Source organism: Oceaniovalibus sp. ACAM 378 (assembly GCF_008085915.1).
Taxonomy (GTDB): domain Bacteria; phylum Pseudomonadota; class Alphaproteobacteria; order Rhodobacterales; family Rhodobacteraceae; genus Oceaniglobus.
Genome location: NZ_VSJK01000005.1, coordinates 250,043 through 274,150, shown reverse-complemented (window position 1 = coordinate 274,150; position 24,108 = coordinate 250,043). Strand labels below are relative to the sequence as shown.

Annotated in this window: 21 protein-coding genes; 17 read left to right on the top strand and 4 right to left on the bottom strand. The window is 61.5% G+C overall.

Translation table 11 applies throughout. The features are described 5' to 3' along the window. Positions 1-188 precede the first annotated feature (188 nt). Positions 189-1,352: an acetylornithine deacetylase gene (gene argE / locus FQ320_RS08605; RefSeq protein WP_148471305.1), complete on the bottom strand. Its 1,164-nt coding sequence runs from the start codon at positions 1,350-1,352 to the stop codon at positions 189-191. Positions 1,353-1,374: 22 nt separating this feature from the next. Next, positions 1,375-2,316: a LysR family transcriptional regulator gene (locus FQ320_RS08600; protein WP_148471304.1), complete on the bottom strand. Its 942-nt coding sequence runs from the start codon at positions 2,314-2,316 to the stop codon at positions 1,375-1,377. A gap of 141 nt (positions 2,317-2,457) precedes the next feature. On the opposite strand from FQ320_RS08600, the gene FQ320_RS08595 reads away from it, so the two are divergent. The 17 genes from FQ320_RS08595 to FQ320_RS08520 all read left to right on the top strand — a co-directional run bounded on the left by FQ320_RS08595 (position 2,458) and on the right by FQ320_RS08520 (position 21,896). Next, the gene (locus tag FQ320_RS08595; protein ID WP_222861587.1) at positions 2,458-4,059 is read left to right on the top strand and encodes an ABC transporter substrate-binding protein; all 1,602 of its coding nucleotides are present in this window, start codon (positions 2,458-2,460) and stop codon (positions 4,057-4,059) included. Positions 4,060-4,158: 99 nt separating this feature from the next. After that, complete coding sequence (locus FQ320_RS08590; protein WP_148471302.1) at positions 4,159-5,136, top strand: ABC transporter permease; 978 nt, start codon at positions 4,159-4,161, stop codon at positions 5,134-5,136. Continuing rightward, positions 5,133-6,077 carry an ABC transporter permease gene (locus FQ320_RS08585; protein WP_148471301.1) on the top strand — a complete coding sequence of 315 codons (945 nt, stop codon included), beginning with the start codon at positions 5,133-5,135 and terminating at the stop codon, positions 6,075-6,077. The genes FQ320_RS08590 and FQ320_RS08585 overlap by 4 nt, the downstream gene beginning before the upstream one ends. Further along, complete coding sequence (locus tag FQ320_RS08580) at positions 6,074-7,063, top strand: ABC transporter ATP-binding protein (RefSeq protein WP_148471300.1); 990 nt, start codon at positions 6,074-6,076, stop codon at positions 7,061-7,063. The genes FQ320_RS08585 and FQ320_RS08580 overlap by 4 nt, the downstream gene beginning before the upstream one ends. After that, positions 7,060-8,094: an ABC transporter ATP-binding protein gene (locus tag FQ320_RS08575; protein WP_148471299.1), complete on the top strand. Its 1,035-nt coding sequence runs from the start codon at positions 7,060-7,062 to the stop codon at positions 8,092-8,094. The genes FQ320_RS08580 and FQ320_RS08575 overlap by 4 nt, the downstream gene beginning before the upstream one ends. A 31-nt stretch (positions 8,095-8,125) precedes the next feature. Continuing rightward, positions 8,126-9,532: a M20 family metallopeptidase gene (locus FQ320_RS08570; RefSeq protein WP_148471298.1), complete on the top strand. Its 1,407-nt coding sequence runs from the start codon at positions 8,126-8,128 to the stop codon at positions 9,530-9,532. Positions 9,533-9,882: 350 nt separating this feature from the next. Then, positions 9,883-10,005: a hypothetical protein gene (locus FQ320_RS26365; protein WP_255509427.1), complete on the top strand. Its 123-nt coding sequence runs from the start codon at positions 9,883-9,885 to the stop codon at positions 10,003-10,005. A 21-nt stretch (positions 10,006-10,026) separates the two neighbouring features. After that, positions 10,027-10,488 carry a DUF3775 domain-containing protein gene (locus FQ320_RS08565; RefSeq protein WP_148471297.1) on the top strand — a complete coding sequence of 154 codons (462 nt, stop codon included), beginning with the start codon at positions 10,027-10,029 and terminating at the stop codon, positions 10,486-10,488. Positions 10,489-10,717: 229 nt separating this feature from the next. Continuing rightward, entirely contained in the window at positions 10,718-13,141 is a 2,424-nt protein-coding gene (locus FQ320_RS08560; RefSeq protein WP_148471296.1) for a hypothetical protein, read from the top strand. A gap of 27 nt (positions 13,142-13,168) precedes the next feature. After that, positions 13,169-14,230, top strand: a complete 1,062-nt coding sequence (locus FQ320_RS08555) for a TAXI family TRAP transporter solute-binding subunit (protein WP_255509426.1) — start codon at positions 13,169-13,171, stop codon at positions 14,228-14,230. Positions 14,231-14,754: 524 nt separating this feature from the next. Beyond that, on the top strand, positions 14,755-15,783 hold the full coding sequence (locus tag FQ320_RS08550) for an NAD(P)-dependent oxidoreductase (RefSeq protein WP_148471295.1): 1,029 nt from the start codon (positions 14,755-14,757) through the stop codon (positions 15,781-15,783). Further along, positions 15,780-16,517, top strand: a complete 738-nt coding sequence (locus FQ320_RS08545; protein WP_148471294.1) for a class I SAM-dependent methyltransferase — start codon at positions 15,780-15,782, stop codon at positions 16,515-16,517. Before FQ320_RS08550 ends, FQ320_RS08545 begins: the two co-directional genes overlap by 4 nt. Further along, entirely contained in the window at positions 16,514-17,365 is an 852-nt protein-coding gene (locus tag FQ320_RS26360) for a DapH/DapD/GlmU-related protein (RefSeq protein ID WP_148471293.1), read from the top strand. Before FQ320_RS08545 ends, FQ320_RS26360 begins: the two co-directional genes overlap by 4 nt. Positions 17,366-17,495: 130 nt before the next feature. Continuing rightward, complete coding sequence (locus FQ320_RS08535) at positions 17,496-18,293, top strand: acyltransferase (protein WP_148471292.1); 798 nt, start codon at positions 17,496-17,498, stop codon at positions 18,291-18,293. After that, a complete protein-coding gene (locus tag FQ320_RS08530) occupies positions 18,290-19,285 on the top strand; it encodes a lysylphosphatidylglycerol synthase transmembrane domain-containing protein (protein ID WP_148471291.1) in 996 nt (331 codons plus the stop codon). Before FQ320_RS08535 ends, FQ320_RS08530 begins: the two co-directional genes overlap by 4 nt. Positions 19,286-19,393: 108 nt before the next feature. Further along, the gene (locus tag FQ320_RS08525; protein ID WP_148471290.1) at positions 19,394-20,971 is read left to right on the top strand and encodes a hypothetical protein; all 1,578 of its coding nucleotides are present in this window, start codon (positions 19,394-19,396) and stop codon (positions 20,969-20,971) included. A 199-nt stretch (positions 20,972-21,170) separates the two neighbouring features. Further along, on the top strand, positions 21,171-21,896 hold the full coding sequence (locus FQ320_RS08520) for a sulfotransferase family 2 domain-containing protein (protein ID WP_148471289.1): 726 nt from the start codon (positions 21,171-21,173) through the stop codon (positions 21,894-21,896). Between the two features lie 169 nt (positions 21,897-22,065). Here FQ320_RS08520 and FQ320_RS08515 read toward each other — a convergent pair whose 3' ends face one another. Beyond that, positions 22,066-22,833 carry a methyltransferase domain-containing protein gene (locus FQ320_RS08515; RefSeq protein WP_148471288.1) on the bottom strand — a complete coding sequence of 256 codons (768 nt, stop codon included), beginning with the start codon at positions 22,831-22,833 and terminating at the stop codon, positions 22,066-22,068. Beyond that, the gene (locus tag FQ320_RS08510) at positions 22,823-24,079 is read right to left on the bottom strand and encodes a glycosyltransferase family 4 protein (protein WP_222861586.1); all 1,257 of its coding nucleotides are present in this window, start codon (positions 24,077-24,079) and stop codon (positions 22,823-22,825) included. The genes FQ320_RS08515 and FQ320_RS08510 overlap by 11 nt, the downstream gene beginning before the upstream one ends. Between the last annotated feature and the right edge of the window lie 29 nt (positions 24,080-24,108).

The window sequence follows — 24,108 nt, the reverse complement described above, 5'->3', positions numbered from 1 at the left end:
CGGCTGAGCTGTGGCCGACAGGATGAAGGTCAGCTTCACCTCGCAGCCTGCCCAGCAGCCGGGCCGCCGAATTTGGACGGGACAGCAATACGCCAGCGCGTGTTGCCCCGACCACCAGATCAGGCGGTGCTGCGCTTCATGCCGCCCGTCGAAATGCCAAAACCAACGGCACGCATACGATACCGACCTCAGTCCTGCGTCGCCCAATCCGCCAGCCGGGACAGGAACGTGTCGCACGCATCGAGTTGAGTGGCCTCGATATATTCATCGGGCTTATGCGCCTGCACGATGGAACCGGGGCCGCAAATAACCGTCGGGACGCCCAGCATTTCGTGAAAGCGACCGCCTTCTGTTCCAAAGGCGACCTTGCCCTGAGCATTGCTGCCGGCAAACCGTTTTGCCAGTGGCACGATTTCAGCCGTCGGATCGGTGTCGAGACCCGGAAATTGTGCGTAAAGGTCAATCTCGATCCCGGCTTCGGGTGCGATGCGCTGCATTTCGGGTTCCAGCTCGTCCTTTGCATAAGCTCGGATTTCGGTCACCAGCGCATCGGCATCCTCGAAGGGCAAGACGCGGAACTCGCAGGTGAATGTGCAATGGTCGGGCACGATATTGAGGGCGGTTCCGCCGGAAACAATGCCGGTATGGGCCGTGCTATAGGGAACGTCGTAGGCAGGATCGCGGCCACCGGTTTGCGCAAGGCGCTTTGCGATTTCTTCGATGCGCACGATCATCCGCGCGGCGTAATTCACGGCGTTGACGCCTTGCGGCGCCAAGGAGGAATGACAGCTGCGCCCACGCACCGTAACCTGCATGGATCGTTTGGCCTTGTGGCCAGTGGTCACCGTCATCAGCGTCGGCTCGCCCACGATACAGAACGCGGGCCGCAGCGGTTCGGCTTGCAACGCCTCAAGAAGGCCGATGACGCCGACACAGCCCACCTCTTCGTCATACGAAAAGGCCAGATGGACAGGACGGGTAAGCGGGCGTTTGACAAGATCGGGCACCGCAGCAAGGACGCAGGCTAAGAAACCCTTCATGTCGCAGGCCCCACGTCCATAGAGCCGCCCGTCGCGGGCATCGAGGGTGAAGGGGTCGCTGGCCCAGTCCTGACCGTCGACGGGAACGGTGTCGGTATGCCCCGACAGGATAACCCCCGGCACGTCCGCAGGGCCGATCGTGGCCCAGAGATTGGCCTTCTGTCCGTCCGCGTCATACACACGGCGGCTTTGCACACCATAGCCGGCGAGATAGGTCTCGACATATTCGATCAAAGGCAGGTTCGAGTTTCGGCTGGTCGTATCAAACGCGACCAGTTGCGCAAGGATGTCGCGGCTGGAGAGATGGGTCATACGATGATCCTTTCGTGTGGATTCAGGTCATTACAGGGTATGCAGAACGGTCGAGGCTGGCCCGCGTAGCCTCGATGAAGGCCAGTGTCGCTGCCGAAGGCGCACGGCCTGATGCCAGCAGAAAGTTGGTATTATAGGCGATCGCGGGCATGAAAGGGCGCACGGCAACGTCGGGCCCGATCTGGTGGATGATCGGAAACGGGTTCACCAATGCGATGCCCAGACCGCCACGGACAAAATCCGCGGCCGACACGTTGGTCGACGCCTCGATTGTGATCCGTGGCGTCACGCCCGCACGCTCGAGAACGCGTTCAATAGCACCGCGGCTTGAATGACGCCGGGACAAGGCAACAAAAGGCTCGCCATCCAGATCCTCGGGACGGATCACATCGCGCTGTGTCAGGCGGTGGGTGCTCGGCAACAAACAGATCGCCTGTGTCGAGATCAGCGGCTTTGTCTGAATGCCGTCATGCGAGGGAGTCGAGTCGGACAGCGCAACGTCAAAGCGACCCTCGGCGGTGCCTGTCACCAGCGCATCATTGGCGATGACGTCGAAAACGATGTGCAGATCGGGATTTCGCGTCTTGAACTCGGCAATTCGGCTTGGAAGGAAGCGATGCGCGATCGTCGGCGGGGCGGCGATGGTCAGGGTGCCGGAATGGAGATCGTCGGACCGCTCCATGCGACTGGAAATCCGCGCAAGCGTCGCAAAGACGGGTTCCAGTTGTTCGTTGATCGAAAGCGCCTCAACCGTCGGGACGAGACGACCGCCAGAGCGCACGAAAAGCTGTGAGTTCAACCGGCTTTCCAACTGGGCAAGGCGGCGGCTGACCGTGGATTGCGAAATGCCAAGCTCGCGCGCAGCATTCATGGCAGTTCCGGCCCGCACAAGCGCCTGCAACACCTCAAGTTCCCGCAGGGTGATACCGGAGCGACCGTCTTCCTCGTTCTCGACGCGGTTCATTTACTATTCCCTAAACGCATAGTGTTTTATGTTTGACATTTGAATAATGCATAATACGATCATTGCAAGAACAGATCTTGCCCCAACGCAAAGCTTGGAGGCGAGGCGAGATACGTATGTAATCAACGGGAAGGACGGAATGTGAAGACAGTAAAGCTATCTCTCTTGGCAGGTCTGCTCGCGGCGGGTGCAATGCCAGCGTTCGCGCAGGATCTTGCGCTGGGGCTGAAATCCGAAGCGACATCAATGGACCCGCAATTCCATCAGCTTTCGACGAATATTCAGGTTCACAAGAATATTTTCGAGACCCTGACCACGCAGGATGCGGTGCAGAAAGTCGGCCCGGGTCTGGCGTCCGAATGGGAAGCAGTGGACGACACCACTTGGCGTTTCAAACTGCGCGAAGGTGTGAAATTTCACGACGGCACCGATTTTACGGCGCGCGATGTGATCTATTCGTTCTGCCGGGTGCCGCACGTCGAGAATTCGCCGTCGCCGTTCACGATCTATACTGCGACCGTCACTGATATCACGGCTGAGGATGATCACACCGTCATCTTCAAGACCGAGAATACCAACCCGCTTTTCCCGGCCGAGATCTGGAGCATCGCAATCGTTTCCGCCGATTCCCTGGGAGCCGAGGACGAGGTCGTGTTTGGGCCACAGGGCGCCTGCGAGGGCATGGGCGACATTCCGCAAGCACCGGCCTTCAATGACCCGGCCATCGCGGTTGGGACCGGCCCCTATAAGCTCGACACTTATACGCGCGGCTCTGAATTGGTGCTGACACGCTTTGACGATTACTGGGGCGGCACCCCCGATTGGGAACGGGTCGTCATGCGTCCGATCACCAGCGACGGTCCGCGTGTCGCGGCATTGCTCGCCGGTGACGTGGACATGATTGAATCTCCGCCGATTCAGGACATTGCCCGCTTGGAGGCTGCGGATTTCAAGATCGTCGATGCGCTCTCTAACCGCATCATCTATCTGGCCCTGCGTCAGGAAGAGGGCGCGCCAAGCATCGAAGGGACCGATGGCAAGAACCCGATGATGGATGTCCGCGTCAGGAAGGCGATCTCACTTGCGATCAATCGCGACGCCATTGCCGAGCGGATCATGGGCGGCTATGCGCAACCCGCTGGTGAATTGCTGCCGCCGCCGATGTTCGGATCGTCTGGTCGTCCGGTGGACAGCTATGATCCTGATGCCGCAAAAGAACTGCTGACTGAGGCGGGCTATCCCAATGGGTTCACCATGACCCTGGGCACACCCAACGACCGTTACATCAACGACGAGCAGGTCGCACAGGCCGTGGCTCAGATGTTGGCGCGGATCGGTATCCAGATCAATGTCGACGCCAGCACTGCAAGTCAGTTCTTCTCGCGCCGCAACGCGCTGGAATTCCCGATCTACATGGCGGGCTGGGGTGCGGCCTCGGGCGAGATGTCGTCACCGCTGAAGTCGTTGGTCGCGACCTTCGACGCGCAGACCGGGATGGGGCCGACCAATGCCGGCCGCTACGCCAACCCTGAAATGGACAAAGTGCTGTTGCAGGCGATGTCGACCATCGACGACACCGAGCGTGACCGTCTGTTGCAAGAGGCAGGAACCATGGTGCTGGACGATTACGGCATCATCCCGCTGCACTTTGAACAGACCGTATGGGCGATGAAGTCCGGGCTGGATTACGAACCGCGTGTGGATCAGTACACGATGGCTTCCGAGGTCAAACCGGCAAACTAAGGGCAGGGTGCAGACGTCGGTAACATACCGGCGTCTGTACCCTTTTCTCTCTTTGTCTCTCTCTCTCTCTCCATCGACCGGCTGCCCAAGGAGACCGAAATGATCGTCTATCTCGTCCGCCGTTTCGGACAAAGTCTTCTGGCAGTCGTTGCCATGGCGGTCCTCGTGTTCATGGGGGTCTATGCGATCGGCAATCCGGTCGATGTGCTGATCAGCCCCGAGGCGTCGCAGGCCGATATTGCCGCGGCGACCGCGCGGCTGGGTCTGGACAAGCCGCTCTGGCAGCAATTCGGCATTTTCGTCATCAACGCGTTTCAGGGCGATCTGGGGACATCCTTTGTCTACGGACGACCCGCTTTGGATATCATCCTCGAACGGTTGCCCGCGACGTTTGAGCTTGCGATGGTCGCGCTGTTCCTGTCGGTGGGCATCGGCGTGCCCTTGGGTGTCTGGGCCGGGATGCGCCCCGAGAGCATCGCCGGGCGCACGATCATGGCCGGCTCGATACTGGGCTTTTCGCTGCCTAATTTCTGGCAAGGTATGCTTTTGATCCTTGTCTTCGCTGTCTTGCTCGGCTGGCTGCCCGCCGGTGGACGTGGCCAGACCACCGAGTTTCTTGGCATGCAGGTCAGCTTTTTGACCCTGGACGGGCTGTCGCATCTGATCCTGCCCGCCATCAATCTGGCGCTGTTCAAGATGTCGCTCCTCATTCGGTTGACCCGGGCCAACACCCGCGAGGTTTGTTTGCAGGATTACGTCAAATTCGCCCGCGCCAAAGGCCTGTCGGGTCGCCGGGTCGTGCTGGTGCATATTCTCAAGAACATCATGATCCCGGTCGTCACCATCATCGGGCTGGAACTGGGTTCGATGCTGGCCTTCGCGATCGTGACTGAAACGGTATTCGCGTGGCCGGGCATGGGCAAACTCCTGATAGATTCGATCAATCTTCTCGATCGCCCGGTGATCGTCGCCTATCTGATGCTGACCGTCCTGATCATCGTCATGATCAATTTCATGGTCGACGTGATCTATTCCTTTCTCGATCCACGGATCCGCCTATCGGAGATGAAGGGATGACAAGCACGACAACCCCCGAACCACAGACGCCCGAACCGCAGACACCCGAAGCCTCTGACCCGGTCCGCATCGACAGCCCCGTCATGCGTGTGGTCAAGCAATTTGTTGAGGATCCGGTGGCGGTGTTCGGCCTTGTCCTTTTCATCGCCATCGCTTTCGTCGCGATCGCGGCCCCGTGGCTGGCACCGCAGAACCCGTATGATCTGGCGCAACTCGACATCATGGATGGAGGATTGCCGCCGGGTGGGACGAGCTTTAGCGGTCAGGTCTATTGGCTGGGCACCGACCAGCAGGGGCGCGACATGATCTCGGCGATCATGTATGGACTTCGGGTCAGTTTGCTCGTCGCCTCGGTGTCCCTGGGGCTCGCGATTACCATCGGCACCATCGTCGGCGTCACCGCCGCCTATTTCGGCGGAAGACTCGACTCGCTCATCATGCGGGTGGTTGACCTCCAACTTTCATTTCCGGCGATCCTTATCGCGTTGATCTTGCTGGCCCTGCTGGGGCGAGGGGTCGAAAAGGTAATTCTGGCGCTGGTGATCGTGCAATGGGCCTATTACGCCCGCACTGTGCGAAGCTCGGCCATTGTCGAGCGGCGCAAGGATTATATCGATGCCGCGAAATGTCTTGCGCTGACCAACCGGCGGATCATGTTCCGGCACCTTCTGCCCAATTGCGTGCCGCCGCTGATCGTGGTCGCCACCGTGCAGATCGCACAGGCCATCGCACTTGAGGCAACGCTGTCGTTTCTGGGCGTGGGCGTGCCGATTACCGAGCCGTCGCTGGGTCTGTTGATCGCCAATGGCTACGATTATCTGTTGTCAGGGCGATACTGGATCAGCATGTTTCCGGGCGTCGCGCTGGTGCTCACCATCATTGCCATCAATCTCGTCGGCGACCGGCTGCGCGATGTTCTCAATCCACGGCTGCAAAAATGACCAAACTTCTGGAAATCCGCGATCTGCACACGCATTTCTTTACCCGTGACGGAATCGCGAAGGCCGTCGATGGCGTGAGCTTGTCGCTTGAGCGGGGCCAGATCCTTGGGCTTGTCGGTGAATCCGGATCGGGCAAATCGGTGACGGGGTTCTCGATCCTCGGACTTGTCGATGCACCGGGCCGGGTCGTGTCGGGGCAGGTGCTGTTTGACGGTACCGATCTGATCGCCGGGGGTGAACGCCTGCTCAGAACGTTGCGCGGCAAGCGGATTGCGATGATCTTTCAGGATCCGATGATGACGCTGAACCCGGTTCTGCGGATCGACACCCAGATGATCGAAACGGTTCGCGCACATGAAGACGTCTCACGCGATGAAGCGCTGAGACGATCGCGCGAAGCGCTCGTTTCGGTCGGTATCTCGTCGCCCGACGAACGGCTTGAAACATATCCGCACCAGTTCTCGGGCGGAATGCGACAGCGCGTTGCGATCGCCATAGCCCTTTTGCACAAACCGGATCTGATCATCGCGGACGAGCCGACAACGGCGCTCGATGTGACCATTCAGGCGCAAATTCTGTCCGAAGTGCAGGCCCTGTGCGCGAATTCCGGCACCGCGCTGATCTGGATCACCCATGATCTCGCCGTGGTTTCGGGCCTCGCCGACCATCTGGCGGTGATGTATGCGGGCCGGATCATCGAGGAAGGGCCGACCCGCGACGTCATTGCGCAGCCGATGCATCCCTATACCAAAGGCCTGATCGAAAGTGTCCCGCGGGGCAAGAAACACGGTGCCCTGCTGTCACAAATCAAGGGAATGACGCCGTCGCTCTTGCGCCTGCCATCGGGGTGCAAGTTCCGGCCCCGCTGCCCCCGTGCCACCGCCGCTTGTGAAATCGAACCGGCATTGGATGTTATGGATCAAGGACGGCGGGTGCGCTGCGTCCATCCGCATACTGAAAATTACCCGGAGGTGCTCGCCAAGTGACCATCCCGCCGATCATCGAAATCGAAAACGTCTCGCGGCGTTTCGTCAAGGATCTGGACATCGCCGAATTGACCGCGCGCAAGCTTGGCGCGAAGGTCGAGCCGCAGACGGTTCATGCGGTCGATAGCGTTCAACTCGTCATCCAACCCGGAGAGGTTCTGGGCCTTGTCGGAGAATCCGGCTGCGGAAAATCGACGCTGGGCCGGATGGTGGCGGGTCTTCTGAACCCAAGCGACGGGCGCATCCTTTACCGCGGGCACGATGTTGCGGGGCTGAAGGGAGACAAGGCCCGCGAGGCGGCCCTGCGTATCCAGATGGTGTTTCAGGATCCGATGTCATCGCTTAACCCGCGGCTGCGCGTCCGCGATATCATCGGCGAGGCTCCGCGCGTTCACGGCATCGTGCCCAAGGCGGAAATTGCCGCTTATGTCGAGGATATCCTCGAGCAGGTCGGGCTCGACCCGTCCACGATCAAGCGCTATCCGCATCAGTTCTCGGGCGGGCAGCGGGCCCGGATTGGCATTGCGCGCGCGCTTGCGGTCAAGCCGGACTTTCTTGTCTGTGACGAATCCGTCGCATCGCTCGACGTGTCGATTCAGGCACAGGTCCTTAACCTCTTCATTCGGCTGCGGCAGGATTTCGACCTGACCTATCTTTTCATCAGCCATGACCTGGGCGTGGTCGAGCATATCTCGGACCGCATCGCAGTGATGTATCTGGGTCGTCTGGTCGAACTGGGCGAGGCCGAAGATCTGCTGGCCCGGCCAAACCATCCCTATACAACCGCACTGGTGGACGAGATCCCGACTTTCGAGACGGGCAAGAAAATTTATTCGGCGATCAAGGGTGAGATCGCGTCGCCTCTGCGGCCTCCGCCCGGTTGCCATTTCCATCCGCGCTGCCCACATGCCCATGACCGCTGCCGGGTTGAAGTGCCTGTGCTCAAGGAAGTCGCGCCGGGTCGTTATTCCGCCTGCCACCTGAACGACGACGTTGCGCGTCGCCAGACTTTTGCCGCCACTCCTGCCTGACGCCGGACCGGACCCTTAAGGAAACCATCACATGAAAAACGAAAACCCCATCTGGTCGCTGGTCGACGAAAAGCGCGCCGCCTTTACCGGGCTGGCCGACCGCGTATTCGACACACCCGAAGTTGCCTATACCGAGATCCGCTCCTGCGCAGCCCATACAGAGATGCTGCGTGAACAGGGGTTTCGCGTGCGCGAGAATATCGCCGGGATACCGACCGCGGTTATGGGTGAGGCGGGCGAGGGCGGTCCGATTATCGCCATTCTGGGCGAATACGATGCCCTGCCGGGATTGAGCCAGGAACCGGGTATTGCCCAACCCCGTCAGATCGGCACCGAAGGGTACGGCCATGGATGTGGCCACAACCTGCTTGGATCGGCGGCCCTGTCGGCGGCCACGGCGGTGAAGGACTGGCTCGAGGCGGAAGGCCTTGAAGGCCGCATTCGTTATTACGGTTGCCCGGCCGAAGAAGGTGGCGCCGCCAAAACCTATATGGTGCGGGATGGTCTCTTCGACGATGTGGATATCGCCATCACTTGGCACCCGGCCAGCTTCAATGCTGTGGATGACATGCGGTCTCTGGCGAATACGCGGATCGATTTCACCTTTACCGGAAAGGCAGCCCATGCCGCAGGCGCGCCCGAATTGGGCCGCTCAGCCCTGGATTCGGTCGAGTTGATGAATATCGGTGTCAATTACCTGCGCGAACACATGCCGGATGCCGCGCGGATCCATTACGCTTATCTTGATGCCGGCGGTGAGGCCCCCAATGTGGTGCAGGCCAAAGCGACGGTCCGTCACCTGATCCGCAGTCCCAGCCTCGAAGGGCTGCAATCTCTGGTCCAGCGCGTGCGCAATATCGCCGAAGGGGCCGCTCTCATGTCGGGCACCAGCGTTACCTCGAAAGTGTTTTCGGCGGTCTCGAACCTGACCTGCAACCGCCCGCTCTCAGAGGCGATGCAGGCCGAGTTCGACGCGCTTGGCCCGGTCTTGTTCGACGCCGACGACGTGGCCTTTGCGAAGGATATTCGCAGTTCATTAAGCCGTGACGACATTGCAGACACGTTCGATCGGCTTGCAATGAAGCCAGATTACGATCTGCCTTTGTGCGATTTCATCGCCCCGCTCGACCGTCCTTTCATGGGCGGAATGGGCTCCACCGATGTGGGTGATGTCAGCTGGGCGGTGCCGACAATTCAGGCCCGCGTCGCGACTTGCGCCGTGGGAACGGCACTTCACAGTTGGCAACAGACCGCACAGGGCAAAGTTCCTGCAGCCCATAAAGGCATGATTCATGCCGCCAAGTTGATGGCAGCAACCGCACGGGAAGCGATCCGGAACGACAAGCTGCGCGAGGCCGCCAAAAAGGCGCATGCCGAGCATCTGGCCGAACATCCCTATTCCTGTCCGATCCCAGCCGAAGCAACGCCGCCTGTTTAATAAGTTAGGAATGATGATTGCCACCGGCGGGTGCGGAAGTGCATTTCAAGCGCGCCGGTGCGCAGCGGCGTTGATGATGCGGCGCGTCTCGCAACGTGGACGCAAAAGGCGATCGAGGAGCTCGCCCCGGGAAGTGGTGCGGTGATGGTGGCCGAGGGGGTTGCCAATGACATGCAGCAGACCCGCCGCCCGGGGTCTGATGGGATTTAGCCGGGCCCACGCCCGGATTCAGCGCGAGAAAAGCACCGGCAGTTCGCACCAGGCGGCACACGGGGGTTGATCCAGATCAATCTGGATTCCGGCGCAATCGGGTATGATCCGCAGGATGAATGGGCCGATGCGATAGCGTGATGATCGCAACGAAAGGAACCGCTCTAGCAGCCGCCGCGTTCCCGATGTTCGACAGCAAGAGTTCGCGCGGCAAGACTGACGACGTCAAGGTTGGTTTGCCGCAGGCGATCCACGATATGTGACGCGTATAAAAGGACGACACGATGGAAACGGACAGCGCCAACGAAACGGAAAGCACCGACGAAACGGACAGCGTCACCGAACTGACGATTGATCCGGGGTATCTGCGCCGTTTGGTGTTCAAGATGCGGGCTGCGAGCCTTGGCGACGAGGATACGCCAAGAGACGCCCGCGACAATGCGCTGCGCGGCGGGCACCATGTCACCCTTGAGGAAGAGGTGGATCCGAGCTCGTTTCGCGATGAAGTGATGCAGGAAATCGACGGAATGGACCCGGAGCACCAGCAGGAACTGGTTGCGCTGATGTGGGTCGGACGCGGCGATTTTGGACGTGAGGATTGGTCAGACGCCCTCGGGTTGGCAGCCGAACGCGCGGACTCTAAGACGTCGCGCTATCTGCTCTCGCATCCGATGGTCGCTGACGAAATCGTCAGCGGTCTTGAGGAACTGGGCCACGATCATATTCTGGAAGACGGCACCTACTGAGAGCCGCAGCCCCGTGGTCGACCTGCAATACGTTGATTAATGTATTGGGGTTGGGCACGCAGAGCGGGTGTGAGCGGCGGGTCAACGTCGAGCTCCAAAGCGAGCATTTTGACCGCCATCGAAACCAGCGCCACCTGACCCGTCCGCGCACGCGCCCCTTTTTATCGACTTTTCGCGGAAATTGTGTATCAATTGACGTATTAGGTTTTTCACCTAAGGGAGAGATCGCTTGATCAAGGGGATGCGCGCCGGGCTCGTAGTCATCGGGATCGCCTTTCTCCCGACATTCGCTTTTTCTGAGTCGCCGACCGATCCGCCGTCGGAAACGGCTGTAACCAGTTCGCCCGACGCGCCTTTGATCCCTTCCGTAGATGAAGGCGCCGCTGCTGCTGGCGAACAGGACCGCCCTGAGGGGGGCACCGACCAATCCGCGTTAAAAGTCGCCGAAGAAAGGCTGAGCGCGTTGCAGTCCGAGATTGCCCAAGGCGCGCAGGATGTTTCGGATCAGTTGAATTTGCTGGAAACGCTCAACGCGGCGGTCGATGACTTGAATTCCGCGGTGACCGAGTTGGAAACCTCCAGAGCAGAGGCCCAATCGATCGACGCCAGCAACCGCCGATTGCGAGACGAAGCCGCGGCCCTGACATCCGAACGTGACGCCGTCGAGGCCGAGATCGACGCCATGCGCGCCGCGCTTCTTGAGTTACGTTCGGGGCAAGAGCAGGCAACGCAAGAGACAGAGGGCATGCGCGCCGATGCCGAAGCATTGTCTGCTGATCTGGCCGCCGCCCGGTTGGAGTTGGAGCGGCGTGAGGCGGAGATCGTGCAAGCGAAGGCCTTACAGGAGAAGACCGACGAATCCGATGCCACTGCGAAGGAGGCCGCGGCCAGAGAAGTGGAGGCCAACGCGAATCTGGCGAGGATCGAGTCCGAGTTGAGTGCGGCCACCGAGGCCCTGGAGGTCAGGCAGGCCGACAAGCTCCGGTTAGCAGGAGAGATCGACGCAGCGCAGGGCACCCTCCGGACGCTTGAGGCCGATATTGTGCAGAGCCGGGCCGCGGCAGATCAGGTCGAGACGATGAAATCGGAAGCGACCGAGGTCCGCGAGGCGCTGACCGAATTGGCCGCCGCACGATCTGCCGCCGAGGCCGCATTGAGCGAGACGCTTGCGAACGTGGAACAGGCGAATGCCGAGCGGGATGAAGCGGCCATGCGCGCGGAAGAGAATGCAAAGACGGCGGAGCAATCGGAAGTGCGCCTGAATGAGGCCAAGGCCCGTCTGGCTGCGATCGAGGCGGACACCGCGATTGCGCACGAAGAGGTTGAAACCCTGGATCAGACCCGGGCACAGCTGGAGGTCGCGCAGACCGATCTGGCGCGCGTCCTGGAGCGTCAGGAAGAAGCGTCGCGCGGAATCAGCGAAGCGGAAGCTGCGCTTGCGGATCTGCGTATGCAAGGCGAGCAGGCCGCCGAGCAGACTGCGGCGCGTCGCGCGGAACAGGCCGAAGCTGAAGAACAGCTGTCGGCGACAAAGACAGAGTTGGAGGTGGCGCGCGAGCGGACGGCCTCGGCGAGCAAGGCGGGGGCCGAACTCAGCGAGATCGAACGCAGGCGGGACATCGTGGCGGCAGAGTTGACGGGGCTCGATACCGAGCTTGCAGCGGCCAGCAAGGCGCTTGAAGATGCCGAAGCGAACCTGCGCGAGACGACGCAAAAATCGGAGGCGGCGCAAGCGGAACTGGCGGCCGTCACCGCGCGCGCTGTCACTCTGAGCGAGCAGGCCGATGGTGCCACGAAAGAGAATGAACAGCTTGCCGTAGACCTTGCCGAAGGCCAGGCGGCCCTTGCCGAGGTTCAGAAGCGTGTGGCAGAGACCCGGGTGACGGTGGATGCGGACAAGGCCGCGTTTGAGACCGCACAGGCCGAAAAAGCGGAAATGCTGCGCGACCTTGAAGCAAAGCGGGACGAAATCGCAGCCGTTGAGGGACGTCTTCAAAGTCTGCGCATTGACCAGACGACGCTTGTTGCGGACCTCGATGATATGTCTGGTCGCCGGAGTGCATTTCAACAAGATCTGGCTGCTCTTGAGGACGAGCTTGCCGCGTTGCGCGACGCGAGGGCGGCGGAACTTTCAAAGAGCGAACAAATGACCCAGACCTTGGCGGAGTCAGAGCGTCGGCTTGCGGCCGCACAAGCGGACTTGAGCGAAATTGAGGCTGCCAAGATGGCGAGCCTCGAAGAGATCGGCACGCTTCAAGCAGAGATCGAGACCATGCGAGCAAGCTCTGACAAGGCCCGCGCCGATCTCGAGAGTCAAACGGACACCCCGGCAATCGATGTTTCGGAGGCAGGCCCGGGTTCCGAGCCGAGTGGCGATGCGCCGCAGGTCGTGGCCACGGTCGAAACGCCCATCACCCCAGCGTCCGGGGCGGGCGATGCCGGAAGCGCGAGCCCCATGATTACACCGGGCGAAATTCGCGCTTTGATAGCTGCCGCTCCCGGGTTGGGCGGGGCACCGGCTTCGGACATCGCACGGCTGACGGGCGAACTTGAGCGCGGTGCCTGTGCGGTGGATGCGCTGCGTGCCGTCTTCGGGACGGTGAACCGACAGACCCTCGTGGTATTGGTACGGGGTTTGGGACCATGTCGATAGTTTTGATTAACAAGGGAGAATTATGCGGTGCAAAGATTTTCAAGCGTCATTTTAGCGGCAGCAGTCTGGTTGCTGGGCTTCGCCGCAACCGGCCCGGGTGCGTCTGCCCAGCAATTTGAAAAAAACATTCTGACCGGTGGACCGAGCGGGACCTATATCCAGATTGGACGCGACCTTGCCTCGGTGGCGAACGCTTGCGGCCTTGAATACACCATTCGCGAAAGCGCGGGTTCGCTGGAGAACTTTCTGGGGGTCCGCAAGCTGCCGCATACGCAATTCGGGATCGTTCAGAGCGATGTGCTCGAATATCTCAAGACGTTCTCGAGCGAAGATCCCGACATTGCCCGCGCGATCCTCGGTGTGCGGATCGCCTTGCCGCTTTACAATGAAGAAGTCCATATTCTGGCCCGCCGGGATATCACCTCGCTTTCCGATCTCAATGGTCGCCGGGTTGCGGTCGGAGTAGAGGACAGTGGCACGTTCCTGACCGCCTCGCTTGTCCTTGATCTTGCAGGTGTTCAGCCTGCCGCGCGTGTCACCATCAATCCGACCGCGTCACTGGAGCGATTGCTGGCCAATGAAATCGATGCGTTCTTTTACGTGGCAGGGGCACCGACAAAACTGTTCCAGTCGGCCGAAATCGACTCAACCAAGTTCCACCTGCTGCCAATCGACGACCCGACCCTGACGTCCGTCTATATCCCCACCTCGATCCCGGCCGGCACCTATCCCTTTCAAGCGGAAGAGACGCCTGTGGTTGCCGTCAAGGCCGTGCTGATGACCTATGAGTACACCCCGAAGAAGAACGCGTATCACCGTGATAGCTGCAAGGCGGTCTCTGACCTGTCCAAGCTGATCCTCACGAACTTTCGTCAACTTCAGGAGGTCGGGCATCCAAAGTGGCGCGAGGTCAATCTCGAAGATGTACCGCCGGGCTGGGAAGTCGGCAGTTGTTCCAGCGCGGGACTTGAGCAAGATTATGAGCTCCAGTGCGGCGCGCTGCCGGTGCAATCAGCCTTGCCGGAATCGCTGGAAAGCAAAGCGAACGCCGCTTACCGTGCGAAGATCTGCGCCGATATCGGCTGCTAGTAACGGATCTGATTGTCGGCTCATGATGTCGGACATCGGGTTTGGTTGCACAAATCGTAAGGGATTCATGTTGTGACGCCAGCGTGATCGCTGAAGGGCATGAGTACTGCCGATCCAGAACATCATGGACTGGCCAGCCAACACCAAAACGCCGAGGCCTCGCCGCTCGCTGACGATCCACGGGCGGCCGGTCGCTGCTTGGGGCAACCGATATCTCTTTTGGTAAAGCCGGGTCCTGTGTCTGTTTCGGATGCTCCGGTAAACAGGCGTTTGCGGTATCGATCAGCTTTCGCATGACGGCTGTGATTGCCATACTTGCACGCGGGCTGCCCTGCGAAGCCGCTTCCGGCCAACTCAACCTGGGGATGTGCCTGCTCAGAATTGTCGACGGATGCGCCCGGGTGCGGTATATTGATCCAATATTAAGGGGCCAGGGCGTGGGTTTCAGCGCCGTACTCGGGACATGATTTAATGCCCCGAGCGAAGAATTCAGACGACGATTTTTACAACGAGGCATTTTAAGTATGACCGACGAAACCAAGGGTCTGGCGCTGGTGACTGGTGCCACGGGGTTCACTGGGGGGCGATTGGCCGAAACACTTGTGGCGCGGGGTTACCGCGTGCGCGCTATGGTGCGCGACATGGACAGTGCCGCGGCGCAGGCGTTACGCGAACAGGGCATCGAGGTGACGCAGGGCGATCTGACCGACGCGGCCGCCATCGCGCGGGCGATGGAGGGGGTCACACACCTGTTCAATATCGCCGCCGCATACCGCGATGCCAGCCATGCGGATGACTATTATTTCCGGGTGAACCGCGACGCGGTGCGGGATCTGCTCGAGGCTGCCGAGACAGCGGGCGTCGCGCGGATCGTGCATTGCTCAACCTGTGGGGTGCATGGCGACGTCATGGAAATCCCCGCGAATGAAGAAACCGCCTTTCGGCCCGGTGACGTCTATCAACAATCCAAGCTCGAGGGCGAAGAGATCGCGCGCGCGGCCATGGCACGGGGTGCGCCGGTTTCGGTCATTCGCCCGACCGGTATCTATGGGCCCGGCGACACGCGTTTTCTCAAGCTGTTTCGCACCGTCGACAACGGGACGTTCCGCATGTTCGGTGACGGCAAGATTGCCTATCACATGACCTATATCGACGACATCGTCCAAGGGTTGATTCTGGCCGCCGAACATCCCGCCGCCGTGGGCGAGGTGTTTCTGATCGGCGACGAGAATTATACCACGCTCAACCTACTCGTGGCCGAAGTGGCGCGGGTTCTCGACGTCGCGCCGCCGCGCGGCCACCTACCGGTCGCGCCACTGATGGCTGCCGCAGTCATGTGCGAGGCGGTGTGCAAACCCTTCGGGATCGATCCGCCGCTGCACCGTCGCCGGGTGTCGTTCTTTACCAAGGCGCGCGCTTTTTCGGTGGACAAGGCCAAGCGCACCATCGGGTTTCAGCCACAGATCGGCCTTGCTGAAGGGCTGCGCCTGACCGCGGCATGGTATCGTGAAACCGGGCGGCTTGCGCCCGCCAAACCGAGGCAGGCGGCGTGAGCGATCTCTCCATCGCCGACATCGGCGCGCCCGACGCGGATCTCGACCCGTCCGGCGACCGCTATGCCGCGCGGTTCGCTGGCCCGGCGGGGGAATATCTGCTGAGCCGACAGACCGTTGCGTTGCAGGGTTTACTGCGTGATTTGCCGGCAGCTTCGATCCTTGATGTCGGGGGTGGACACGGGCAATCTGCGCGTCCGCTGCTTGCGGCGGGGCATCCGGTCACGGTCGTGTCGAGCAGCCGCGAGGCCTGGGGGCAGGTCGCGCATCTCGATCATCCAAGGTTCAAGCGGCATGTCGGACCGCTGTTGCGCCTGCCGTTTGAGGATCAAAGCTTTGACGTGGTGCTGGCCTTGCGGATGATGGCCCATGTCGGTGACTGGCAAACGCTTCTGGCCGAAATGACGCGCGTGGCGCGGCGTGCCGTGATCGTCGATTTCCCGCTACCCGGTGGGGCCAACCGGGCCAAGCCGCTGTTGCTCTGGGCCAAGAAGCGGGCCGAGGGCAACACCCGCGACTATGCCACGATGGCGCGTCGCGACGTGCATGCCTGTCTCGACCGTCTTGGGTTCGGCGTTACGGATGAGGTGGGGCAGTTCGTGCTGCCTATGGTCCTTCACCGGATGCTGAAGGCACCGCGCGTCTCGCACCGCTGCGAGGCGGCAATGCGGGCCATCGGGCTGGACCGCACCTTTGGCACGCCGGTGGTTCTGCGCGCGGACCGTGCCCGATGACGCGGGATGAGACCAACGGGCATGACGGACGCGCCTTGGCGCAGGATCCGGCACAAGGCGGGGCAGCGCCGCAAAAGGCACGAGGCGGGACGGCGCCGCAAAAGGATCGTGTGGTCGATGCCCTTTCAAGTGGCGACTCGGCGTTCAGAAAGTATCAGACATTCTTTGTCGGGCGTCCCGGCCTGCTCGCCTTTCTGCGGTATGAATTTGCCACGTCACTGGCCGGGGGCTTTCCCGGCGCTGCGGGCTATGCGCTGCGCAAGGTGCTGTATCCCGGCCTGTTCGGGCGGGTAGGGCGGGGGGTGAATTTCGGGCGCAACGTGATCCTGCGCTGCCCGTCGCGCATACATCTGGGCGCTGGCGTGGCGATTGACGACAATTGTACTCTGGACGCACGCGGCACAACGCAGGAGGGCGGTCTGTCGATTGGCGACGGCACACTTTTGGCGCGCGACGTGATCGCAGTGGTCAAGCAAAACCACCTGCATATCGGCAAGGGCGGCTCGATCGGCAGCCAGACGACCATGTCGGCGGTGTCGGGCATCCGCATCGGCGATCATGCCATCGTGGCCGGTCAGTGCTATATTGGCGGCGGGCGATATCGCACCGACCCAGAGGCAGGCCCGATGGTGCTTCAGGGGCTGGAAACGCGCGGCGAGGTGGTGATCGGCAACGACGTCTGGATCGGGGCCGGGGCGCGGATCCTTGACGGGGCGCGGATCGGTGACGGGGCGATTATTGCCGCAGGCGCCGTGGTCACCGGCGAGGTGGCACCCTACGAAATTCATGGGGGTGTTCCCGCGCGCCGTATTTCCAGCCGCAAACCCAACACGGACGTGACACGTTGACCGCGCGTTCCGCCATAGCAAACCGCGGGCCGGGCGCGTGCCTTTGCGCCGGACCGCAGGACGTCATGTTTTCGCTGCGTCATGGCCTGTGGTATTCTGAGCGCAGATCTTTTTGTGAGGGATCATCCCGATGACGCATCCTGATCCGGGGCCCGGCACGTTCGGCGACAGCGTTACCCGCAAACGCACAGGGCCGCTGCGCAAATACCTCTCCCGCGTCGTAGGCAGCGATCGGATCAGCCGTCTGTTTCTGCACGAGGCGATCATCACGTTCGCGGGGCCGATGCCCGGCGCGCTGGGGCTTGTAATGCGTCGCGCCCTCTATCCGCTGCTTCTTGGCCATTGCGGCCGGGGCGTGGCGTTTTCGCGTGGGGTGGTGTTGCGCTGTCCCGACCGTTTGTCGGTGGGTGACGGCACGATGATTGACGACCGGGTCTTCTTTGACATCAAAAGCCGCGACGCCCGGCTGGAACTGGGGGCCCGCAACCAGATCATGCACGCGGTGCATTTCGAAACCGGATATGAGGGCACCATCACCCTTGGCGATGATTGTTTTGTCGGCGCTTTTGCGATCCTCAACGGGCAGGGCGGGATTGAAATCGGCAACAACGTTCTGATTGCAGGCCATTGTCACATCGTCGCCGGCAACCACCGGTTCGAAGACCCCGACCGCCCGATCAACACCCAAGGGTTCGACAGCCGCGGCATCGTGATTGAAGACGACGTCTGGCTCGGGGCCGGGGTCAAGGTGCTCGACGGTGTGCGGATCGGGCGTGGCAGTATCGTTTCGGCGGGGGCCGTCGTGATCCGCGACGTGGCTCCGTTCAGCATCATGGCAGGGGTTCCGGCACGCTTCCTGAGAAAGCGCGGGGCGAAAGCCGAACCCGAACAGCAGACTGACCCTTTGCCCGCGGAGGCGACGCAATGACCGCGACCGTGAAAGGCCCGCTCCGGAGCCACCTGCCGCTGATGGTCAAGATCGCGGTCAGCCTCGGGTTGATCGGCTATCTGCTGTTCATCCAGATCGACAACATCGGCGATATCCGCGCGGCGGTGTCACAGGCTGATCCTGCTTTGCTGGCGCTGGCCTTTGCGCTGAACGTCATCGGCTATCTGATGTGTTCGTGGCGCTGGCAGCTCTTGTTGCGTGCACAGCAATTTGTGGTGCCCCTGATCGAGCTGATCCGCGCCTATACCATCGGCATCTTCTTCAACTCCTTCCTGCCCGGCGTCATGAGCGGTGATCTGATGCGCGCGATGGACATCTCGGATCGGGTGCCGTCCTACACCCGGTCGTTCCTGATCCTGTTCGTTGAACGGCTTACCGGCATGTTCGGCCTGCTGCTGCTGGCCGTCATCGCGCTGCCGACGATCGGCTGGGATGTGGTGTCCCGCACCGGGATCGGCTGGATGCTGCTTGTGGTCGCCGCTGTGCTGATCGCGCTGACGGCGATTTTCCTCAGTCGCTACATGCGTGCGATTGCATCGCGGCTGGGCCGGTTGCGCGGTCTGGGCTGGCTGAGCGGCATCATGGAGCGGATAAATGAAACCTCGATGGCCTTCGCCACGCGGATGCGCGTCGTCTATGGCTGCGTCGGCGTCTCGTTCGTCTTTCAGGCCAATGTGGTGCTTCACTATTGGCTGATCGGTCTGGCGCTGGGGATCGACCTACCGTTGATGATCTATTTTGCGATCATCCCCGTGTCGCTGTTTATTATGATGATCCCCGCTTCGGTGAACGGCATCGGCATCCGCGAACAGGCGTTCCTGTATCTGTTCGGACAATTCGGCGTGGCGGGGGAATTGGCCATCTCGCTGGCCTGGATCGCCTTTGCCATGGTGATGGTGCAGGCCGTGGTCGGCGGCGTCGTCTTTGCCCTGCGCCGAAAACGTTCGAAAACCGCCGTTGCCGGATCGTGACCTGCGCGGGGCTTATTGTCCGAGCTGGTGAGCGCAAGATGTCCGTATATATCGGTCGGCGAACCTCCGAGGTCGGCAATGCCGGGACATGATCGAAATTGGCACAGTGTGACCGACCACAGGTCCGGGCCGGGCGCGCATGCGGGCGGCGGGATCGCGACGGGTGTCCTGATCTCGGTCATGATCGTGGTGGCGGCGGTTCTGACCCGTTCCGGCCTGATGTCGGCACCGCCGGAATTCGACGAACTCTATCACTATCTCGCGGCACTGGGATGGCTCGAAACAGGTGAGCTTCGGATCCTCGATGGCAGCTATACGCGGGCTGCGGCCTATACGCTGACGGTGGCGCGGTTTCTTGATCTGACCGCACAGGACAGCCTTGCGGCGGCGCGGGTCGTTTCGTTGCTGCCGGGATTGGCGCTGCCGCTGGCGTTGTTCTGGTGGCTGCGCGGTCGGGCCGGGGGGCTGGTGGCGGGGATCGCGACGGGTTTCGCCGTGCTGTGGCCGCAAGGCATTCTGGAATCGCAAATGCTGCGGTTCTATTCGCTGCATGTTCTGCTGTTCTTTGCCGGTGCGGTTGCGGTCTATGCGGTGGCAAGCGGGCAGGGGCGGACGCGATGGGGCTGGGCCATCGCCGCGCTGGTGTTGCTGGGCGCGGCGACGCTTTTGCAGGTCACGACGGTGGTTGCTTGCGGCGGGCTGGCGATCTGGCTCGCGGGGCGGGCGCTTGTGACCGTGAACCCGGGTCGACGTTGGGCGTGGGGACTGGGGGGCGCGGTGCTGATCCTTGCGGCGCTGGCGCTTTTGTGGCCCACTGGCGCGCTTGAAAAAGCCTGGGCGCTGTACCGCTTTTCGCCCGGCAACGCTGTCGCCACGCGGGATTATGCCGCGTTCTATCACAATGGTCTGCGCAAGGTGTACGAGACATTCTGGCCGCTTTTCCCGGTCGCGGTGCTGCTTGCGCTGCGGGTCAATGCGCGGCTGACATGGTTCTGCGTCGCGATTTTCGGCACGGTCTTTGTGGTTCAGTCATTTGGCGCAATGAAGGCGGATCGCTATATCTCGGGCGCGATGCCGTTCTTCTTTGCGGTCTGGGGACTGGCAGGCGCTGAAATTCTGCAAATGGCGCGGCGGCGCCTGCCCGTTTCGCAGGTGATGACGGCATCGATCCTTGTGGGGTGCATCGGTTTCATGCTGGCCTCGAACGGTTTCCTCGTCTCGTCGGTAAAACTGGCGGCAGGAGGCGGTTACGACACCAAATTCCGGCCGGATTTCTCGGGCCTGACCGAGCTGCTGAAACCCTGGCGGGACGTGCCGTTCCTGGCCACCACGAATGAGCTGCATATGGTGGCCGAACTTGGTGACTACGACGTCGATCTGCGCCGGAGTGCGGGTTGGGAAGCGGAGTTCGATCCCGCCGCGCTGTTCGGCCGCGATCCCCGCACAGGTCGCTATGCCCTGCGCGGCGAGGAAGGGATGGTCCGGCTTCTGGCCTGCGTGCGCGCGGGCGTGCTGGTCAGCGTGGACGAGATTTGGAAAGGCAACCGGATCGGCGGCGCGTTCCGCAGCGCGGCAGCGGCGCAGGGCATCGCGTTGCAGGTGCGATCGGCGGGCGCGTTGGTGGCGGTCCGCTGGGACGAGGCCGACCCGAGCACCCCGCAATGCGACGGAGTGCCTGAATTTTGAACCCGAACAATGAGGCGGCGATATCGGCTGCGTGACAAGAGAGTGGAAATTTCCCGGTAAAGCGATAGCATCGCCAACAGGTTTACAGCGAACGGACCGAATTTTCCTGTCCGCTCGGTCTTTTCGAATATCGCGCGCGCCCCTCCGGCAGGTGGGAAGCCGTGATCAATTTAAGCTCTCAGATCAGGATCTGTCTGCCATGCTGTATTCTCCATCGCACCAATTTATCTTTGTTCACATATACAAAACCGGCGGCGAATCGGTCATGGCGGCGTTGCGAAAATACTGCCCGGTCTATTTGCGCAACCGCTATGTCCGCAAATCCGTACAGCTTTTGCCGGCGGTGGCACAGCCGATGATCGATTGGCGCGAGGCGCTGGTAAACCGCCAGCACATGACCGCCGAACAGATCCGCTATGCCATGCCGCCTGATCTGTTCGAGGCGGCCGTGAAGTTCGCCTTCGTGCGCAATCCCTGGGATTGGCAGGTTTCGGAATACGCCTATGCCTGCCAGTCCAAGGCGCATCCTTATCATGAACAGGTGCGGGGGTTCGGTAATTTTAAAACCTACATCCGCCACAAATGCGAAAACGACACCCGGCTGCAATGCTCCTTTGTCTACGACATGACAGGGGCACGGCTGGTGCAGCATGTCGGCAGGTTCGAGACGCTGAACGAAGATTTCGCCCGGATTTGTACCGCGCTAGGGCTCGACGAGACGCTGCCCCATGTCAATGCATCGAAACGCAAGCGCGACTGGCGCACTTACTATGACGATACGACCTTCGATTTGGTGCGCGAGGCCTATAAGCTCGACATTGAAACCTTCGGTTACGGCGAAGGAGGGATCGGGGACGTGGCAATCCCCGACCGTCTGGATGCGCCTGACGGGTGGTACAAGACGCAGAACGACGAAGTGACCTGACGCCCCCAAGGGCGAGACGGGGCAGGCCGGCGAACCACTTGGCCAACCCAACCGCGATTGCCGCCTGCGGCCCGGTGCGGTGCTTCCGGGCCGACGAAACGGGCCGCGTCCCTCTGACGCCGACCGAAGCCAAAGCGACCTATGTCGCCGGGCGCCGAGCCGCGAACCCCTATGCCGCCGGGCGGCGAGCCAAATAGATCGTATCGCCGCGGATCAACCCATACTTGGCCGCCTGCGCCCCGTCGGCCACCGCCTTTTCCAGATCGAAACCCGCCGCGCGGATCCGGTCGTCGATATCGCTGCCGAAGAAAACCACATGATCGGCCTGGCCGAAATGGCGATGCCGCGCTTCGGGCGTGGTGATCGACGGGTCTTCATAGCTGTGCTGCCACGCATGGGTCACCGGGGTCGTCAACAGCGCCAATCCCCCCGGACGCAGGATGCGGAACAGTTCGGGCAATGCCTTTCTGTCGTCCACATGTTCAAGGACGTGGTTGGCCATGATCGTGTCTACCGAGGCATCGGGCAGGTCGATCGATTCCATGTTGAGCACCAGATCCGCCCGACCCGGTGTGATGTCCGCCGTCCGATACTCCATGCAGCGCGAACGTATCTCGCGTTCCAGACTGGGCTCGGGGGCAAAGTGCAGAAAACTTCCCAACCCTTCCTCGGGCGCTTCTGAAACCAGCCAGAGCTTGATGAAACGGTGCCGCTCGCGCGATTGGCATGACGGACACTCGGCATCGAAACGCAGGGCATTTGATCCGAAAATGGGATCGAAAAGCCCTGAGTAGCCGCAGAGCGGGCAGGTGTACGGCTGCTGTTCGGCCACCGGCCGGGACATCGAGACAAAGAGCTTGGCAAGGCGCTCCCGGCGATGTTGCGACAGCCGGGGGGCCAGCAGTTCGACGGTTCGTATGCCGGCCTTATTCAACATTCCCAATTGATTGGTTCTCCCATGTTTTGTGATGCGGATCAGGGTGTTGGGGGATATCGTCGGGGCCCTGCGGATCAAGTGGCGGGGTGACGCCGATCCGGGGCATGATCTCGTGGCGCATGAATCGCTTCAGTTTCCGTTCGAATGCGGTCCGGCTGTATTCTGCCTGCACCCGTATCCGGGCCGCTTCGGCAAGCTTTGCGCACAACGCCGGATCACCGATCAAAGCCGCGATGCCGCGCGCCATGCCCGCCACATCCGGCTCCACCAGCATGGCTATGTCGTCGTCAAGCACCTGCGTATGAGTGGGAAGCCTTGTCGCCAGCAGCGGTCGGCCCGAATCGAGATAGCTGTAGACCTTCATCGGCGTGTTGCGCCCCTTTATGCGCGGCGACGCGACGATGGCGGCCTGTGCCAGATAACGCCCGATCTGCGACACCGGGCGCGGCCCCAGGATCGACACCCGCTGGTCGAGCCCCAGCGCATGGGCCCGCGCGCCCAAGGCGGCGACATGGTCCGGGGTGCCGCCGATGATGACCAGCTGTCCTTTGGTCCCCTCTGCCACCGTCGCCGCGAACCCGTCCAGCAGTAAATCCACCCCCTGATAGGGTTCGAGATTGCCCACATACATGATCACCGGCGCGTCGAAACGGCAATCCTCGGGCGGTGGCCCGGTCGGTGCATCGTCGGTCAGTGGAATATCCTCGAGCGTTTGCACAGGAAGGTCGGGCGCATGTGCGCGGGTCGTTTCCTCAAGGGCGCGACAGCAGGTGATGGCGCCCACGGCCCCGCGTGCCGCACGGCCTTCGGCCCATTGAAACATCCGTAGCAGCCAGTGTGGCAACGAGAATTTATCGTCCAGCTGTTCGGGGATCGAACTGTCGATATCGCAGATATAGGGCACACCGAAGACGCGCCTGAGCAGCAAGGCGATATAGGCCGCCTCTTCAACCGCGATGACAAGATCAGGGCGGCCGCGCCGGATCCGGGCGGCCGCCTTCGGCAGCATGACCAGATCGGCAAGGATCTTGCGGCCAGAAAATCCGGGGGCGATGTCCGACAGGATCCGCCAGTCCGGCAGCCGATGGATCGTGACGCCGACGATGTCGACCTCTGTGCCGCCGGGGAACACCATCAGGTCGATACGGTGCCCCTGAGCGGCCAGAGCAGTCGCCAGATTGCGCACGGCAATCGGCGTGCCACGTTCCACGAAAAACGGTTGGGGTGCGAGGATCAGCAGATGCAAACCCGATCCTCCGAAACGGTGAAGTCCGG